The 15,284-nt window shown below is 72.9% G+C and carries 14 protein-coding genes; 7 read left to right on the forward strand and 7 right to left on the reverse strand.

What is annotated here, in order from left to right:
- Nucleotides 1-116 precede the first annotated feature (116 nt).
- Nucleotides 117-1,040, reverse strand: coding sequence for a TetR/AcrR family transcriptional regulator C-terminal domain-containing protein (locus QFZ58_RS23465; protein ID WP_307126874.1), 924 nt, complete (start codon nucleotides 1,038-1,040; stop codon nucleotides 117-119).
- Between the two features lie 271 nt (nucleotides 1,041-1,311).
- Between QFZ58_RS23465 and QFZ58_RS23470 the strand changes: the two genes are divergently transcribed.
- The gene (locus QFZ58_RS23470; protein ID WP_307128966.1) at nucleotides 1,312-2,826 is read left to right on the forward strand and encodes an MFS transporter; all 1,515 of its coding nucleotides are present in this window, start codon (nucleotides 1,312-1,314) and stop codon (nucleotides 2,824-2,826) included.
- An 86-nt stretch (nucleotides 2,827-2,912) separates the two neighbouring features.
- Here QFZ58_RS23470 and QFZ58_RS23475 read toward each other — a convergent pair whose 3' ends face one another.
- The 3 genes from QFZ58_RS23475 to QFZ58_RS23485 all read right to left on the reverse strand — a co-directional run bounded on the left by QFZ58_RS23475 (nucleotide 2,913) and on the right by QFZ58_RS23485 (nucleotide 4,970).
- On the reverse strand, nucleotides 2,913-3,485 hold the full coding sequence (locus tag QFZ58_RS23475) for a hypothetical protein (RefSeq protein ID WP_307126875.1): 573 nt from the start codon (nucleotides 3,483-3,485) through the stop codon (nucleotides 2,913-2,915).
- Nucleotides 3,486-3,673: 188 nt separating this feature from the next.
- Nucleotides 3,674-4,615 carry a hypothetical protein gene (locus tag QFZ58_RS23480; RefSeq protein WP_307126876.1) on the reverse strand — a complete coding sequence of 314 codons (942 nt, stop codon included), beginning with the start codon at nucleotides 4,613-4,615 and terminating at the stop codon, nucleotides 3,674-3,676.
- A 142-nt stretch (nucleotides 4,616-4,757) separates the two neighbouring features.
- Complete coding sequence (locus QFZ58_RS23485; RefSeq protein ID WP_307126877.1) at nucleotides 4,758-4,970, reverse strand: DUF4287 domain-containing protein; 213 nt, start codon at nucleotides 4,968-4,970, stop codon at nucleotides 4,758-4,760.
- A 364-nt stretch (nucleotides 4,971-5,334) separates the two neighbouring features.
- Between QFZ58_RS23485 and QFZ58_RS23490 the strand changes: the two genes are divergently transcribed.
- The 3 genes from QFZ58_RS23490 to QFZ58_RS23500 are packed head-to-tail and all read left to right on the forward strand — an operon-like array spanning nucleotide 5,335 to nucleotide 10,051.
- Nucleotides 5,335-5,751, forward strand: coding sequence for a hypothetical protein (locus QFZ58_RS23490; protein WP_307126878.1), 417 nt, complete (start codon nucleotides 5,335-5,337; stop codon nucleotides 5,749-5,751).
- 5 nt (nucleotides 5,752-5,756) lie between these two features.
- Entirely contained in the window at nucleotides 5,757-8,609 is a 2,853-nt protein-coding gene (locus tag QFZ58_RS23495; RefSeq protein WP_307126879.1) for a caspase family protein, read from the forward strand.
- Nucleotides 8,606-10,051 (forward strand): extracellular solute-binding protein, encoded by a 1,446-nt coding sequence (locus tag QFZ58_RS23500; protein ID WP_307126880.1) that lies wholly within the window; start codon nucleotides 8,606-8,608, stop codon nucleotides 10,049-10,051. The genes QFZ58_RS23495 and QFZ58_RS23500 overlap by 4 nt, the downstream gene beginning before the upstream one ends.
- A 41-nt stretch (nucleotides 10,052-10,092) precedes the next feature.
- Here the strand turns inward: QFZ58_RS23500 and QFZ58_RS23505 are convergent, their stop codons facing one another.
- Entirely contained in the window at nucleotides 10,093-11,100 is a 1,008-nt protein-coding gene (locus QFZ58_RS23505; protein WP_307126881.1) for an SEC-C domain-containing protein, read from the reverse strand.
- A 337-nt stretch (nucleotides 11,101-11,437) separates the two neighbouring features.
- Between QFZ58_RS23505 and QFZ58_RS23510 the strand changes: the two genes are divergently transcribed.
- The 3 genes from QFZ58_RS23510 to QFZ58_RS23520 all read left to right on the forward strand — a co-directional run bounded on the left by QFZ58_RS23510 (nucleotide 11,438) and on the right by QFZ58_RS23520 (nucleotide 13,607).
- Nucleotides 11,438-11,770 carry a DUF6412 domain-containing protein gene (locus tag QFZ58_RS23510; RefSeq protein ID WP_307126882.1) on the forward strand — a complete coding sequence of 111 codons (333 nt, stop codon included), beginning with the start codon at nucleotides 11,438-11,440 and terminating at the stop codon, nucleotides 11,768-11,770.
- A gap of 80 nt (nucleotides 11,771-11,850) precedes the next feature.
- Nucleotides 11,851-12,621, forward strand: a complete 771-nt coding sequence (locus tag QFZ58_RS23515) for a YidC/Oxa1 family membrane protein insertase (protein ID WP_307126883.1) — start codon at nucleotides 11,851-11,853, stop codon at nucleotides 12,619-12,621.
- A gap of 125 nt (nucleotides 12,622-12,746) precedes the next feature.
- A complete protein-coding gene (locus tag QFZ58_RS23520) occupies nucleotides 12,747-13,607 on the forward strand; it encodes a fumarylacetoacetate hydrolase family protein (protein ID WP_307126884.1) in 861 nt (286 codons plus the stop codon).
- Nucleotides 13,608-13,698: 91 nt separating this feature from the next.
- On the opposite strand, the gene QFZ58_RS23525 is transcribed toward QFZ58_RS23520, so the two are convergent.
- Together QFZ58_RS23525 and QFZ58_RS23530 are read right to left on the reverse strand one after the other, a co-directional pair.
- Complete coding sequence (locus QFZ58_RS23525) at nucleotides 13,699-14,178, reverse strand: heme-degrading domain-containing protein (protein ID WP_307126885.1); 480 nt, start codon at nucleotides 14,176-14,178, stop codon at nucleotides 13,699-13,701.
- Entirely contained in the window at nucleotides 14,175-15,281 is a 1,107-nt protein-coding gene (locus tag QFZ58_RS23530) for a Gfo/Idh/MocA family oxidoreductase (protein ID WP_307126886.1), read from the reverse strand. Before QFZ58_RS23530 ends, QFZ58_RS23525 begins: the two co-directional genes overlap by 4 nt.
- Between the last annotated feature and the right edge of the window lie 3 nt (nucleotides 15,282-15,284).

A 15,284-nucleotide genomic window follows, 5' to 3' on the forward strand; every position in this document is an offset into this window, starting at 1 on the left:
CTCATCTCGCCACGCGTGACACATGCAGTTGTATCAAGGGCCACTGACACGATGATCTCCACGCGGAGCTCGTACATGGCAAGCCGGCGAATGACGGCCTGTCGCCCGTAGAGCCATCACGACGGCCGCTCGCCCGGAACCCCCGACACCAGCACCTCCACCCCGTCCAGCACCCGCGCCAGGCCGAACTCGAAGAGGGCGTCCAGTTCCAGCTCGAAGCCGTCCTCGCCGAACAGCGTGGACAGGACCGGGTAGGCGGCGGCCGTCTGGATCGCCTCCATCCGGGGCTCGACGGACTCCATCCACTCCTCGGCCGTCATTCCGGTGTCCTGCCGGGCCTGCGACTCCAGCTCGACGGCCATCGCGATGCCCTGCGCGAACCCGAGCAGCGTGAGGTGGACGTGGAGCATCTGGGCGGGGGTGAGGCCGAGGCCCTTCAGGGCGCTGAGCACCCTCTCCGTGTACCGCATCGCGTGCGGGGAGGCCAGTGGCCGGGTCAGGGCGGCCATGGCCCGTGCCAGCCAGGGGTGTTGTTCGTACTGGCTCCACAGCCAGCGCGCCTCCCGTTCCAGCCGCGGCCGCCAGCCGACCGGCGGTGGGCCGGCGGGTGCTCCGCCGAACACCGCCTCCGACATCAGCCGGATGAGTTCCGCCTTGCTCGGGACGTGGCGGTACAGGGCCATGGTGGACGTGCCGAACTCGGTCGCCACCCGCCGCATCGAGAGTGCCGCCAGCCCCTCCGCGTCGACGAGCGCGATCGCCGCGCCGACGATGCGCCCGCGGTCGAGGCCCCGGCGGGAAGTCGGACCGCCGCGTTCGCGCACGTGCTCCGCGACCACCGTGCCCACACCGGGGACCGCCCGCACCAGGCCCTCCTGGTTGAGTGTGGCGAGCGCCTTCGTCGCGGTCGCCATCGCCACCCCCCACTCCTTCGTGATGCGCCGGGTGGAGGGGACGCGGTCGCCGGGGGACAGCTCGCCGGAGACGATCCGGCGCCGGAGCTCGCCGGCGATCCGGAGGTAGGGCGCTTCGGTGGTCACGGGCCCACCGTACTAGTGCACCTTGGGCCCCTCCACCCTCTGGGCCAGGGGTTCGTGGGCGGTGCACTAGGTACCTGTTTGTGGTGTACCCGCAGGCACCGCTTCCGTGTTCCGTTTGGAGAACACACCGAAGAACACATCGAAGAGCACACCGAACGACACATTCAGGAACGCGCTCAGGAACGCATCGAGCGGGCCACCGAGGAACGCGCCCGCACACACACCCGGCCCCCGCGCGGGCCGCAAGGAGTGGACCGCCCTCGGCGTCCTGATGCTGCCGCTGCTCCTCGTCTCGATGGACGTGTCGGTCCTCTACTTCGCGATTCCGTACATCAGTCAGGACCTGGAGCCCAGCGCCACCCAGCAGTTGTGGATCCTCGACATGTACGGCTTCGTCCTCGCCGGCCTGCTCATCACGATGGGGGCGCTCGGCGACCGGATCGGGCGGCGGACGCTGGTCCTCGTCGGCGCCGCGGTCTTCGGTTCCGCCTCGGTGGCCGCCGCGTACGCGGACTCGGCCGGGCTGCTCATCGCCGTGCGCGCGCTCCTCGGTATCGGCGGCGCCGCCCTCATGCCCTCGACCCTCGCCCTGATCCGCAACCTCTTCCACGACGAGAAGCAGCGGGGGAAGGCGGTGACCATCTGGACGGCCGTCATGACCACCGGTATCTCGCTGGGCCCGGTCGTCAGCGGACTGCTGCTCGAACACTTCTGGTGGGGTTCGGTGTTTTTGATCAACCTGCCCGCCATGGTGCTGCTGATCGTGCTCGTGCCCTTCCTGGTGCCCGAGTCCACGTCGCCGGTCCGCGGCCGCTTCGACCTGCCGAGCGCCCTGCTCTCGCTGGGCTCGCTCCTCCCGGTCATCTACGGCGTCAAGGAATGGGCCAGGCACGGTTACGCGCCGCTGCCCGCGCTCGCCATCGGCGCGGGGCTGCTGATGGGCCTCGTGTTCGTCCGCCGCCAGGGGCGCCTCACCCACCCGATGATCGACCTCGCACTCGTCGGCAGGCGGACCTTCGGCGGGCCGGTGCTCGCCAACATGCTCGCCATGTTCGCGACCGTCGGCATGGCCGTCTTCTTCACCCAGTACCTGCAGTCCGTGCTCAGTCAGAGCCCTCTGACCGCCGCCCTGTGGAGCCTGGTCCCGGCCGTGGGCGTCGCCGTCATGGCACCCACCGGAGCGGTCCTCGCCCGGCGCACCGACCGCGCATACGTCATGGGTGGCGGCTTCCTCGTCTCCGCCTGCGGCTTCCTGTGGCTGTCCACGGTGCAGGCCGACTCGCCACTCTGGCTTGTCCTCGCGGGCGGCTCGGTCTACGCGGGCGGTCTCGTCGCCTCCATGACCCTCGCCAACGAACTCGCGCTGGGCGCCGCCCCGCCCGAGCGCGCGGGCTCGGCCGCCGCCGTACTCGAAGCGGGCCAGGAGCTGGGCGGCGCGCTCGGCATGGCCATCCTCGGCTCGGTCGGAGCGGCGGTCTACAGCCGGGACATGTCCGACTCCCTGCCCGCCGGCGTGCCGGACGCCGACGCCGTACGCGAGACCCTCGGCGGGGCGGCGGCGGTGGCGGCCGACCTCCCGGCCGCCACGGCGGACGCCGTACTGACCGCCGCGCGCGAGGCGTTCACCCACGGCATGGGTGCGGCGGCGGTGGGGGCGGCCGTCGTCATGGCCGCTGCGGGAGTCTTCTCCGTCGGCCTCCTGCACGGGGCGGGCACGACGGACCATCCCGTACAGGCCGCACCCCCGGCCGCCGAGCGGGAAGGCGCACCTCTCGTGCGACCCTGATCCGGCTTTCCCCGCGATCCCGCCGGATCTCCTCTTCCGAGCCTGCGCAGCGCGGCCGGCCCGGCGATCCGGCGGTGGCGGCCGGGTCAGGCGCGCACCGCGGTGATGAGGACGCCGTTCTTCGCCTGGATCCGCAGAGTGGTCCCGTCCCAGGTGATCGGCAGCGGGAAGGGCGTGGTGTCCACCGGCGATCCGGGGTCGCCCTCCCCGGACTTCGCGTCATGGCCCCATTGCAGGGTGTGGGAGGCCTCGTCGCCGACGGAGCCCGGTAATCCGGCGCCCGCCCAGACGTTGTCCGAGGTCATGCCGTCCACCGTCACGGTCAGCCGGTCCCCCGTGAGCTCGAAGGAGCCCGCCTCGTCGCCGTCGTCGAGGCTCCATCTGCGCCCCGTGATCTCGATCCGCGCGTACTCGTCGTTGACCTGCCCCTGCGGGGTGAAGGACAGCTTCCACGCACCGCGCGCGAACGCCTCGACGGCCGCTCCGGTGACGGTCGCCTTCGCCTTGCCGGGCGCGCCGTCAGGCGTCTTCCCGCTCCGCCCGTCGTCCTTCTTGGCGCCGCATGCTGTCAGCGCGAGGGAGAGCAGGCCGAGGCCGCCGTACCTGATCGCGTCCCGCCTGCCGACGATGCGTCGTACCCGCCTGTAGTTGTCCAGCACCGCGCTGCCTTTCCTCGGCCCTGCCGTCCGAAACGCCGCTGTGGGGGAGCCAGAGTCTGGCGCACGGGCGGGCGGTACCGCAGCAGATCGCCCGTATCCGGGAAGAACCCGCGCGGTGTACGCCGGTGGACCGCAGCCGCACCGGCGCTGCGCGCGGGATGGGGCCGGAACGGACGGGACGGTCGGGGTCAGGGGATGGGAAGGGGTGGGGGGCCGAGAGCCTGGATGTCCTGAGCGAGCGTACGGCTGGCCGCCACGAAGTCCTCCGCGGCCTCGACCGACACCGATCCCGGGTGGTGCACCGCGGTGTTGCGCAGGCGACGGAGCCGGTCGAACACCGCCTCGGCATCGTCGGACACGCCCAGTTCCCTCAGCCCGGCCATGACCTGCCGGACGTCGTACGGTCCGGCCACCCGGCGACTCACCGGGAGGGATCGCTGCCGCAACACGTCCGCGGACAGTGATTCGAGGGTGGTCCACGCGGTGATCACAGCACCGACGGGGGAGGCGGCGGCCATGGCGCGAGCTTCCCCGAAGCGGGCTTCTGTGCTGTGGCCGTCGGTGCCACGCGGCCACCACCGGGACAGCCGGTGACTGCTGCCGCCGGGCCGGGCGCCGCCCGTGGCCGGAGGCGGCACCGTCCCCCAGGACGGCGGGAGCCGCTCTGCCGGGTGCGCCTGCCCGGCGGCACCCGACGGGGCTTCCGGGCCGGGCTCCCACTCGGCGTCCGCCTCGGCCTCGGGCTCCGCTTCAGGCCCGGGTTCCGGCTCGGCGCGGTGGGCCGCTTCGGGCACCGGCTCGTGACGCCGCTCCGCCGCGGGCTCCGGCCACGGAGCCCATTCGCGCCCCGACTGAGGAAACGGGTCGGCCCCCGGACGGTGGCCGGGCTCCTCGTCGGATGTGCCTCCGGGAAGCCCGTCAGGTGCGCGCGTCGCCGAGAGCCCGGCCGCCTCGTCGCGTAGTTCGCGGACCTCCGCCGCGAACTCCAGACTGCCGGCCGGCGTCTCCAGACGGGTCAGCCGCCCGAACGCTCCCCGGATGTGGGCCCGGAGACCGTAGACCAACACCAGGGTGACCAGCGGCCACGCCAGGGCTTCCACGTACTTGAGTACCAGTTCCGCGATCTCCACGGACACATCCTGGCCCGCACCGCCCGCGCTTCGCACCGGGTGGGGCGATTGTGACGGGTGTGAGACACACCCGGCGGGACGTGCGGGACCCCAGCCGGCGGGACGTCGAGGACACACACGGCGTGCCGGTGTGGGCGGGTGCCTACTTCCCGCTGTCTTCGGCGAGCGTGTGCGCGACCAGGGCGTTGGCGTGACCGTGGCCCAGCGCGTGGTCGGTCTTGAGCCAGGAGACGAGCTCCATGTGCTTGGTCAGGGGCGAGGTGCGGATGAGGTCCTTCCACTCCGCGATCGGGCGGCCGTACTTCTTCTCGATCGAGGGGAAGTAGCTCGCGGGGCCCTTCACTGCGTCGGCCATGTCGTCGTGTCCCGTCCGTCGTCGTCCTTCGTCACGAGGTGTGGTCGTCACGAGGTGCTGTCGTCATGAGGTGTTGTGGTGTCCTGCTGCGGTGATGACTGCCGGCCCGGGTGAAACTCATCGGTGACCAGGTGGTGCCGACAAAAGGGTGCCGTGTGTCAACGCACGTGAAATACTCGTGTGTTCAGTGGATCACTTCAAGCAGAGCGCGGTTCACTGCGCGGATCACCGCACGGACGACTTTCGTGGATCACTTCGACGCGGGGCGGCGGCAACGGTGCCGATGGGGGCAGGACGTATGACGGACGGGGCAGGACCGGTCGGATCGGAGCCGGGGCGGGGGACGGTCGAGTTACGGATCAGCGTGAGCGGGACCCATACCCGGCGCGACGACCTCGAGGCGCTCCACGCCTGGCTGCAGAACGCACCCGCGCTCGACGAGGCGCGGGACCGGCGTGAGCTCAGCGTCGGGCGCAAGGACTCGCTGACGCAGTCCGAGGCGATGAGCGGGGAGCTGGTCCAGGACATCATCCTCGTCGTCTCGGTCGAGGTCGCCCGGTCGGTCACCGAGAACGCGTGGCGGTCCGTGGAGACCTGGCTGCGCAACCGGCGCCGGTTCGCCGAGCCCGAGGAGACGCCCCGCGTCACCCTCGACGCGCCGCCCCAGGGGCCGGGCGCCGATCTCAGCCGTGACACCGATCGTGACGGGGGTCCGGACGCGGGCCCGGAGTCCGGCGGGCACAACCGAGCGCGCGGCGGCGACGAGCCCGGGGAGGTCTAGCCGCCGTGCCGCCGTACAACGCGCGCGGCGAGGAGAACAGGGCGAAGCGGCACCGAGCCGTGCTCGTCGGGGTCGAGCGCTACACGGGCAACCGGAACAGCCTCCCGGCCGTCGCCGCGAACCTGCGCCTGATGCGGGAAGCCCTGACCGCCGAAGGCACCGGGGTGCTGGCCCCGGACGACATCGTGGTCGTCGCGGGGGAGCGGGGCCCGACGGGGGACGCTCCGGGCGGGGTGGACCCGCTCCGCGTCCGGGCGGCGCTGAGCGCTGCCCGGGACGAGGTCACCGGGCTGCTGGTGGTCTACTTCGCCGGGCACGGCATCGTGCGTCCCGACGGCAGCGACCTCAACCTGATGTTCACCGACTCCCGCGTCTCCCGGGACCGGCACCATCCCTTCGTGGACACGCTGTCCTGGCGCGACGACGTCATGCCCGAGCTGCGCAACGCCCGCGCGGACTGGGTGGTCGTCATCCTCGACTGCTGCTTCGCGGGCAACGCCCTCTCGGCCTTCGCCCCGGCGGCCGGGCAGAACTTCGCCCTGCTGACGGCCGCGGAACCGGGCGTGGAGATCCCGCCCGGCGACCCGGCCACCGGTACGGAGTTCACGGCCGCCCTGCACCGCCTGCTGACCGCCGGCACGCACGACCGTGAGCCGGCCACCTTCACCGGTGTCGTCGCCGGGATACGGGAGGAGATGGCACCGCTCAAGGCCATCGACGGGCACCCATGGATACCGGACGAGCTCCGGCACGGCGACGACGTGGTGCTCGCCCTCGCGCGGGACCGAGAGCTCATGCCCCCTCCGCCGGACCCGCACCCGAACCCCCTTCCGACGCACACGCCGACCCCGAACCCCACGCCGACCGCTACCCCGACCCCGGCCCCGACGCACACCCGGACCCCCCTGCCCGCCCCGCAGCCGGCCCCCGGGCCGAAGCCCCCGGGCCGGAAGTGGCCCCCGGCTCCCGCCCGCGTACGCAGGTTGCTCCCCGCCCTGCCCCGCCGCCTGACCCGTACGACCGCCCTCGCCCTCGCGGGCGTGGTGGCCCTCGCCGGGGCCGGTGCCTGGTTCCTGCTGGCGCCCGGGTCCGGCGGGAAGTGCGCGCCGCCCCTGGAACTGCGCGTGCTCACCGACCCCGACATCCGGCCCACCGTGCAGAGGGCCGCCGACGCCTACCCGAACCAGCGACGGCACGGCGGCCGCGACTGCCGGACCGTCAACCTCACCGTCTACGACGCCAAGGCCACCGATGCCGTGGCGGCCTTCCGGTCCTCCTCCCTCTGGCAGGAGCCCCCGGCCGCCTGCCCGGCACCCGGCGACTGCCCGCGGCCCCAGCGGGACGTCGGCGCCCAGCCCGACATCTGGATCCCCGCCGCCGGGAGTACGTGGCAGCGGGCGACGGACGAGGAGGAGGGCGGCGGCAGCGCCGCGGCCTCCGCCCCGGCCGGGGCCACCGGCACCGACGCGCACGGGGACGTGGGGGACAGCGCCGTGACGCTCGAACCGCTGGGCTCCGTCGCCTTCACGCCGATGGTTCTCGCCGTGCCGTACACCATGCCCCTCGCGCCGTCCCTGCAGACCGGAGCTCCCCTCGGCACGGTCATCTCCGCGCTGAGAGCCGCACAGAAGCAGCCGATCGCGATCCTGCGGCCCGACCCGGAGGGTACGGACGGAGCCCTGCTGTCGACGCGTGCGCTCTACGCGTCCGCGGCCACCGGACCCGCCTCCGCCCTCGAACAGGACATGGCGCAGGAACTGCGGCCCATGCCCTCCACCGCGAGGGAACTGATGTGCGCGCTGGCCGACGGCTCCCGCAACAGCCTGGAGGACCGGGCCGCCGTGCTGGTCCCCGAGCAGACCCTGGCCCAGTTCAACCTGTCCGCGGGGAACGCGGCCCGCCCGTCCTGTGCGACCGAGAGCCTGGAGCGCCGCACCGCCCAGTACCCGTCCGACATACCCATGCTGGACCTGCCGTTCCTCCGGGTCACCTGGGACGACGCCGACCGGGACGCCGTGGCGCGCAGGAACGCCGTGACGGACTTCCACGACTGGCTGGTCACGGACCCGGATGCCCAGAGGTTCTTCACGGACGACGGCTTCCGGGGTGTCGACGGGAAGGGCCGTCCCGCTCCGCCGGCCGAGAACTCCCTGCTGCGGACCGGTGTGAACGAGTCGGCGGTGAAGGAGGAGATCCCGGCGACCGGAGCGGGCACCGGCACGATCACGCCCGCATCGCTGTACGACGTCCTGCGCCGCTACCGGTCCGCCCTCGGGCCCGGACGGGTGCTGTACCTCCTGGACAACTCGACATCGATGGCCGACAAACGGGTCTGGGACGGCCCCGGGCGGGCCAAGGAACTGGTGACACGTTCGATGAGCGCGCTCGGTACCAGGGACGAGTACGGCGTGTGGTCGATGGCCGTCGAGGAGGGGGCGAAGGCCACGGACGTCGTGCCCTTCGGGCGCCACACCCGCGCCGCCGCGTCCGGGGCCGCCGCCGCCGCGGCGACCGCCGACCACGACGCCCGCATCGCGGAGGCCCTGCACGACGCGTTCGCCACCCTGCGCGGCGGGAGCGCGGACGAGGAGCAGCCGCGGCTCCTGGTCCTGGTCACCGACGACGAGGACACCGCGGACATCGGGAAGAAGGAGCGCGACGCGCTGCTCGCCGAGGCGAGCGGCGCCCCGCTCGTACGGATCGTGTCGGTATCGCTGCAGAACGGCGGCTGCTCAGCCGGCCGGTTAGGCGAGCGGCTCGCCGGGACGAGCGGCGGGCGCTGCCTCGACCCGGCCGACGACATCGCGACCGAGCTGGCCGCCGAGGTCGCCAAGGCCGGTACGGGGGACGCGGAATGACCCCCGCCGTCCGTGGTCCCGCCCGCCGCACGGCCAGGGCCACCGTGGCCCTCGGCTGCCTGCTCACGCTCGTCTCGGCCGGCTGCACGGGCGGGCCCGACGGCACGTCCGGGCCGGACCCGCAGGACCAGGCGGCCGAGGGCCCCATCGTCGTCGCCAGCGGGCTGGACGTGACCGGCTCCGGAGGCGTGCGCCAACAGCTCATAGAGGAGTGGAACCGGCAGCACGCCGGGAAACCGGCCCAGCAGGCCAAGCTCGTGGAACTGCCCGGCGGCGCCGACCAGCAGCGCAGCCAGCTCCTCGGCGCCCTCCAGTCCGGCAGCGCCCACTACGACGTGGTCAACCTCGACATCACCTGGATCCCCGAATTCGCCGAAGCCGGGCTCATCAGCCCGATGCCCGAGGCCGAGACGGACAGCGAGGCCGACAACGACCTCGACTTCATGAAGCGCGTGCACGCGACGACCCTCTGGAACGGCCACTCCTACGCGCGCCCGTTCAACACGGACGTCGGTCTCCTCTACTACCGCCCCGACCTGCTGACGAAGGCCGGCATCCCCACGAGCCGCCGTCCCACGGCGGTATGGACGTGGGACGACCTGTACGCCTCCGTCAAGACGCTCGGGCTGAGCCCCGACCGCCCGGACGACCAGGCGGGCTGGACCACCCAGCTGAAACAGTACGAAGGGCTGACGGCCAACACCGTCGAGGCGTTCGAATCCGCGGGCGTCCAGATCGCCGACAACCAGGGGCGTTACAAGGCGACTGCCGGGCAGCTCAAGAAGGGACTCGACGAACTCCTCGACCGCACCGGCCGCGGCCGGGTCCGGCCCGCCGCGCTCAGCTCGGACGAGACGGCGTCGCTCACCGACTTCGCCGCAGGACGCGCCGTCTTCCTGCGGCACTGGCCCTACGGGTACGGGGCGATGCGGAATCTGCTGGAGCCGGACCAGTACACGGTGAACCGGCTGCCGGGGAAGTCCGTACTCGGAGGACAGAACCTCGCCGTCACCGCGGACTCCCCGCGCGGCGACGACGCACGCGAACTCATCACCTTCCTGACCTCGCAGCAGAGCGAGAGCTGCCTGTTCGACGCGGGCTTCGCCGCGACCCGCGCCTCCGTGTACAACCGCACCGCCGAGCCCTGCTGGCCCGGCGTGGCCGCCGCGCTCCGGCCGGCCGGCGACGCCCCGAAGGCGGCGGCCACCGGGGGCGAGGGGACCCCGAAGGAACAGGGGGAGGCCGAGCGGGACGCGTACGCCCGGACGCTGAGCGCGGCTCTGAACGAGGCGGTACAGCGCCCGCGCACGCCCTACTACGGCGCCTTCACCCACGTACTGCAGTCGCATGTGCACGCCCTGCTGGCCACGGACTCGCCGGACAGCGGCAAGGCCGCCACCGATCTCGACGCCGAGCTGCGGGACGTGTTCGCGGGCAGGTGAGCCGGGCCCGCCCGGGCCGGATCAGCCCGCCCGCTCGGTGGTCAGGCCGCTCCGTGGCACTCCCGGTAGGTGCGCCCGGAACCGCACCAGCACCCCGCACTGCGTGCGGGTGGCCACGGGACGGCACGGCCGCGGGCCGCGAGCGTGGTGGCGTACTGGGGGAGCAGGTCCGGGTCGGAGGGGGAGGCGGCCTCCGACGCGGCGAACGCCTCGTACGAAGGGACCGTGCCCGTGACGAGGCCGAGATTCGGCGTGCCCGTGGCGTGCAGATCCCGCAACGCCGCCTCCAGCCGCGCCAGATGGTCCGCGTGGGAGTTGTACTCCTGTGCCAGCTCCGGATAGTTGGTGAGGAGCTCGCGCAGCTCGTCCTCGGGCCAGTGCAGGACCGCCACGGGGAACGGCCGGGACAACGCCGTGCGGTAGGTGCCCAGTTCGGCGCGGAGGCGGGTGATCTCGGCCCTCAGCTCGCCCGGGTCGGAGGAGCCCAGGGACCACAGCCGCTTCGGGTCGTGCAGCTCGTCGAGAGGGACGGCGGCCGTGTGCAGGGTGTCGGCGAGCTCGTCCCACGCGTCGTGGGAGACGCCCATCAGCCTGCGCACCCGGTGCCGCCCGGTCAGCAACGACTGGGTGGCGTAGGGGACTTCCTCCCCGGGGGTGATCAGCAGGGTCAGGGCGGTCGAGAAGAAGTCGTGGGCCGGCTCCAGCTCGTCGTGGGCCTCGAGGGTCTCCGCGGCGATCTCCCACGGGGCCGCCTCGGCGGGGCTCGCGGTGCGGATGCCGTCGATGATCGCGCGGGCCTCCGCCTCGTGGCCGTACTCCCAGAGATTGGCGGCCTTGAGCGCTTTCACCAGGTGCGGGTTCTCGATCTCCGTACCGGACGATCCGAGCAGCTCGTCGTAGAGGGTGGTGGCGCGGGCGCGCTCACCGGCGAGCTCCAGATGGGCCGCGGCCTGGAGGAACAGCGGCTCCTGGTCCTCGGGGTACCGCGCCGCGGTGCGCAGCAGGCGCTCGGCTTCGGTGATGTGGTCGGCAGGCGTGTCGGGGCGCATGAACCACACGGTACTGCGCCCCGGGGGCGAGGTGAGAGGGTGCGGTCGCAGGACCGGTGGAACGCTCGGCGCTCCCGCAGGAAGGGGACGCGGGAGGAGGACGCCCGCCGTGGCCGCCAGGGCCGTCCCCGCCGGGACGGGTACCGCTGCGTGCGCGCCGGACGGCGTGGTCGCCACCGCGAAGGTCACGGCGGCACCGGCCGAGGAGCCGGGGTGGCGGGCCGTGTCGCCGGCGCCGGAAGCGCCGGCCGCCCGCTCCGGCGGCACGGACTCGCCCGAGCCCGATCGTGTATAACGGCTGGAGGACATGAGAGGCACGACGCGCAGGGGAGGGCCGATGAACGACGACACGAACCGTGCACGCCGCGCCTTCGCCCGCCTGCTGCGGCCCGCCGCCTTCCTCGTCCTCTTCCTCACCGAGGTCCTGCTCGCCGAAGGCGGCAGCCTCTCCGCCGCCGTCGCGCTCGCCGCCACCGCGGCCGCCGGATCGGCGCTCCTCGTCTGCTCCGTCATCAGCGCCCGCTGCGCCGCCCCCGTGCCCCGCACGCGGGTGCGCACCGCGATGCGCGACCGGGAGGAACGCACCGCCTTCCTTCCGCAACGGGATCCCGACGCAAGGGGCCGTACCAGGCCCCGGGCCCCCGGGGCCGCCCTCCTGGCGGCCGCGTAGGGGCATCGCTCCCCCCGCGCGGTCCGTCCTGCCGAGTTCCACTCCTCCCGGCACGACGAGACCCCCCGGAGGGCTCACCCATGTCCGCTTTCATGTCCGCCTTCGCGAGCCTGGTCGGCTCGCTGGCCGATCTGCTCCAGCCCTTCTTCCAGAGTGCGTCGACCGCTGCCGCGATCGTCCTGTTCACCGCGCTCGTACGGCTCGCCGTCCACCCCTTGTCCCGGGCGGCGGCGCGCGGGCAGAAGGCCCGCACCAAGCTCCAGCCGCAGATCGCCGCACTGCGCAAGAAGCACGCCAAGAACCCCGAACGCATGCAGAAGGCGCTCATGGAGCTGCACGCCGAGGAGAAGGTCTCACCCCTCTCCGGCTGCCTGCCGAGCCTGCTCCAGATGCCGGCGTTCTTCCTGCTCTACCACCTCTTCTCCAGCCAGAGGATCGGCGGCGGGGCGAACTCCCTGCTCGGCCACGAACTCCTCGGCGCCCCGCTCGGCGAGCGGTGGCACCAGGCCCTCGCCCACGGCGGGCCGTTCGGGGGGCAGGGGCTGGTCTACCTGGCACTCTTCGTGATCGTCGCCGCCGTCGCCACCTTCAACTACGGACGCACCAAGCGCCAGATGGCCGCCAACCCCGTCACCCCGGCGACCGGCCCGGACGGGCAGCCGGTGCCCGGCATGGGGGCCATGACGAAGGTGATGCCGCTGATGTCCTTCCTCACCCTCTTCTCCGTGGCCTACGTGCCGCTCGCCGCCGCGCTCTACATCGTCACCAGCACCACCTGGACCGCGATCGAGCGCGCCTACCTCTACCGGGACACCCCGGCCACGGACGCCGCACTCGCCCCGGCCGTGTGAGGGCCGTCGGTCCAGTGTGTGAACAGGGTCTTGCGGAGTGATCCGACGTCTTGGAGGATCGACCAAGCCTTTCGCTGGCCGCAACCCACCGACGGGCTGGATCTCGACCAAGGGGAGATGGACCGTTGAAGCTGCTTCGAGTGGGTACGGCGGGCGCGGAGCGCCCCGCACTGCTGGACCGGAACGGGACCCTGCGTGACCTTTCGGGCCTTGTCGCCGACGTCGACGGTGAACTGCTCGCCGACGCCTCGGCACTGGCCCGCGTACGGGAGGCGGCGCAGACACCCGACGTACTCCCGCCGATCGACCCGGCCGGGCTGCGCATCGGCCCGCCGGTCGGCCGGATCGGCAAGATCGTGTGCATCGGGCTGAACTACCACGACCACGCGGCCGAGACCGGCGCCGCGATCCCCCAGGAGCCGATCCTCTTCTTCAAGGCGCCGGACACCGTCGTGGGACCCGAGGACACCGTGCTCGTGCCGCGCGGCAGCCGCAAGACCGACTGGGAGGTCGAGCTCGCCGTCGTCATCGGCCGCACGGCCCGCTACCTGGACTCCGCGGAGGAGGCGCTCGGACACGTCGCGGGATACGCGACGGCGCACGACGTCTCGGAGCGGGAGTTCCAGATCGAGCGTGGCGGCACCTGGGACAAGGGCAAGAACTGCGAGACGTTCAACCCCCTGGGGCCCTGGCTGGTCACCGCCGACGAGGTCCCGGACCCGCAGGCGCTGCCGCTCAGGCTGTGGGTCAACGGGGAGCTGAAGCAGGACGGCACGACGGCCGACCAGATCTTCCCCGTGGGCGAGGTCGTGCGCTACCTCAGCCACTTCATGACGCTGTACCCGGGCGACGTGATCAACACCGGGACGCCCGCCGGTGTGGCCATGGGCCGCCCCGAACCGAAGCCCTACCTGCGGGCCGGGGACGTGGTGGAGCTGGAGGTCGAGGGCCTCGGACGCCAGCGCCAGCAGCTCAAGGACGCGTAAGGCCCGCGGTCCGGACGGGGCGGGGGCCCGCGGGAAAGGCCGGAGGGGGTGGAGCCGCGCGTGCGGCTCCACCCCCTCCGGCCGGGTCCGGTCAGGCGGTGCGGCGGGTGGCGAACTGCTCCAGCGCCTCCACGACCAGCGCGTGGTCCTCGGCCTGCGGCAGACCGGACACCGTGACCGAGCCGATCACGCCGGCACCCTCCACCGCGATCGGGAACGAGCCGCCGTGCGCGGCGTACGTGTCCGGGTCCAGCCGCGAGGACTCCTCGAAGGTCGTGCCCTTCGCCCGGAACCGTGTGCCCACCAGGTAGGAGCTCTCGCCGTAGCGCTCCACCACCCTGCGCTTGCGGTCGATCCAGGCGTCGTTGTCCGCGCTCGAACCCGGCAGCGCGGCGTGGAACAGCTGCTGGGCACCCCGCCGGATGTCGATCGCGACCGGGGCGTGCCGGTCACGGGCCAGCGCGACCAGCAGGCCGCCCAGCGCGTAGGCGTCGTCGTAGCCGAAGTGCGGCAGCGTCAGGCGCCGCTCCTGGGCGATCAGCTCGGAGATGGTCGGAGCGCTGGGATTCATGCGTGCTGCTCCTCGTCGTGGTGCGGAAGAAGGGTCACGGACGCGCCCTCGCGGGCCGAGCGGCGCGCGGCCTCCAGGACGTCCAGCGTGGCGGCGGCCTGCAGGGCCGTCACCGGGTTCTCACCGGTCCCGCGCAGAGCGGCGGCGACTGCGGCGTAGTACGCGGGATAGTCGCCCGGCAGCGTGCGGACCGGGTCGCCGCCGCCGGTCAGCGGGGACTCGCCGGCGCCCACACGCCCCCACAGCTCCTCCGGCTCCTCGCCCCACGGCTGCCCGGCCACCGGGCGGGCACCCTCGCGCAGGGCGGCCTCCTGCGGGTCAAGGCCGTACTTCACATAGCCCGCCTTCGAGCCGAGCACCCGGAAGCGCGGCCCGAGCTGGGCCGTGGTGGCGCTGGCGTACAGGTGGGAGCGGACCCCGTTCACGTGCGTGATCGCGATGAACGTGTCGTCGTCGGCCGCCGCACCCGGGCGGCGGACGTCGGACTCCGCGTACACCTGCACCGCCGGCCCGAACAGCGTCAGCGCCTGGTCCACGACGTGGCTCCCCAGGTCGTACAGCAGCCCGCCGATCTCCAGCGGGTCGCCCGACTCGCGCCAGCCGCCCTTCAGCTGCGGGCGCCACCGCTCGAAGCGGGACTCGAAACGCTGTACGTCGCCGAGCTGCCCGTCCTCGATCAGGCCGGCCAGCGTCAGGAAGTCGTTGTCCCAGCGGCGGTTCTGGAAGACCGACAGCAGGAGCCCCCGCTCACCGGCCAGCGCGGCCAGCTCACGGGCCTCCGCGGCCGTCCCCGCGAGGGGCTTGTCCACGACCACCGGGACTCCGGCCTCCAGGGCGGCCCGCGCGATCGGGACGTGAGTCCTGTTGGGGGAGGCGACCACGACCAGGTCCAGCTCGCCCGCCCGCGCGAGCAGCTCCTCGGCCGAGGCCGCGAGCCGGACTCCGGGGAACTCGGCGAGGGCCTGCGCCTGCCGTTCCTCGTTCGACGTGACGACCGTGTCCAGGAGGAGGCCCCCGGTCGCCGAGATCAGCGGGGCGTGGAAGACGGAGCCCGCCAGGCCGTAGCCCACGAGTCCGACGCGGAGAGGAGCGTTGGCAGTCATACC

Origin of the sequence: Streptomyces sp. B1I3 (assembly GCF_030816615.1) — a bacterium.
Taxonomy (GTDB): Bacteria; Actinomycetota; Actinomycetes; order Streptomycetales; family Streptomycetaceae; genus Streptomyces.

Excerpts from the sequence above, each read along its gene's own strand:
- QFZ58_RS23515 (WP_307126883.1), top strand. The coding sequence starts at position 11,851 with ATGTCCGCTTTCATGTCCGCCTTCGCGAGCCTGGTCGGCTCGCTGGCC.
- QFZ58_RS23505 (WP_307126881.1), bottom strand. The coding sequence starts at position 11,100 with ATGCGCCCCGACACGCCTGCCGACCACATCACCGAAGCCGAGCGCCTG.
- QFZ58_RS23470 (WP_307128966.1), top strand. The coding sequence starts at position 1,312 with ATGCTGCCGCTGCTCCTCGTCTCGATGGACGTGTCGGTCCTCTACTTC.
- QFZ58_RS23485 (WP_307126877.1), bottom strand. The coding sequence starts at position 4,970 with ATGGCCGACGCAGTGAAGGGCCCCGCGAGCTACTTCCCCTCGATCGAG.
- QFZ58_RS23530 (WP_307126886.1), bottom strand. The coding sequence starts at position 15,281 with ATGACTGCCAACGCTCCTCTCCGCGTCGGACTCGTGGGCTACGGCCTG.
- QFZ58_RS23500 (WP_307126880.1), top strand. The coding sequence starts at position 8,606 with ATGACCCCCGCCGTCCGTGGTCCCGCCCGCCGCACGGCCAGGGCCACC.
- QFZ58_RS23525 (WP_307126885.1), bottom strand. The coding sequence starts at position 14,178 with ATGAATCCCAGCGCTCCGACCATCTCCGAGCTGATCGCCCAGGAGCGG.
- QFZ58_RS23510 (WP_307126882.1), top strand. The coding sequence starts at position 11,438 with ATGAACGACGACACGAACCGTGCACGCCGCGCCTTCGCCCGCCTGCTG.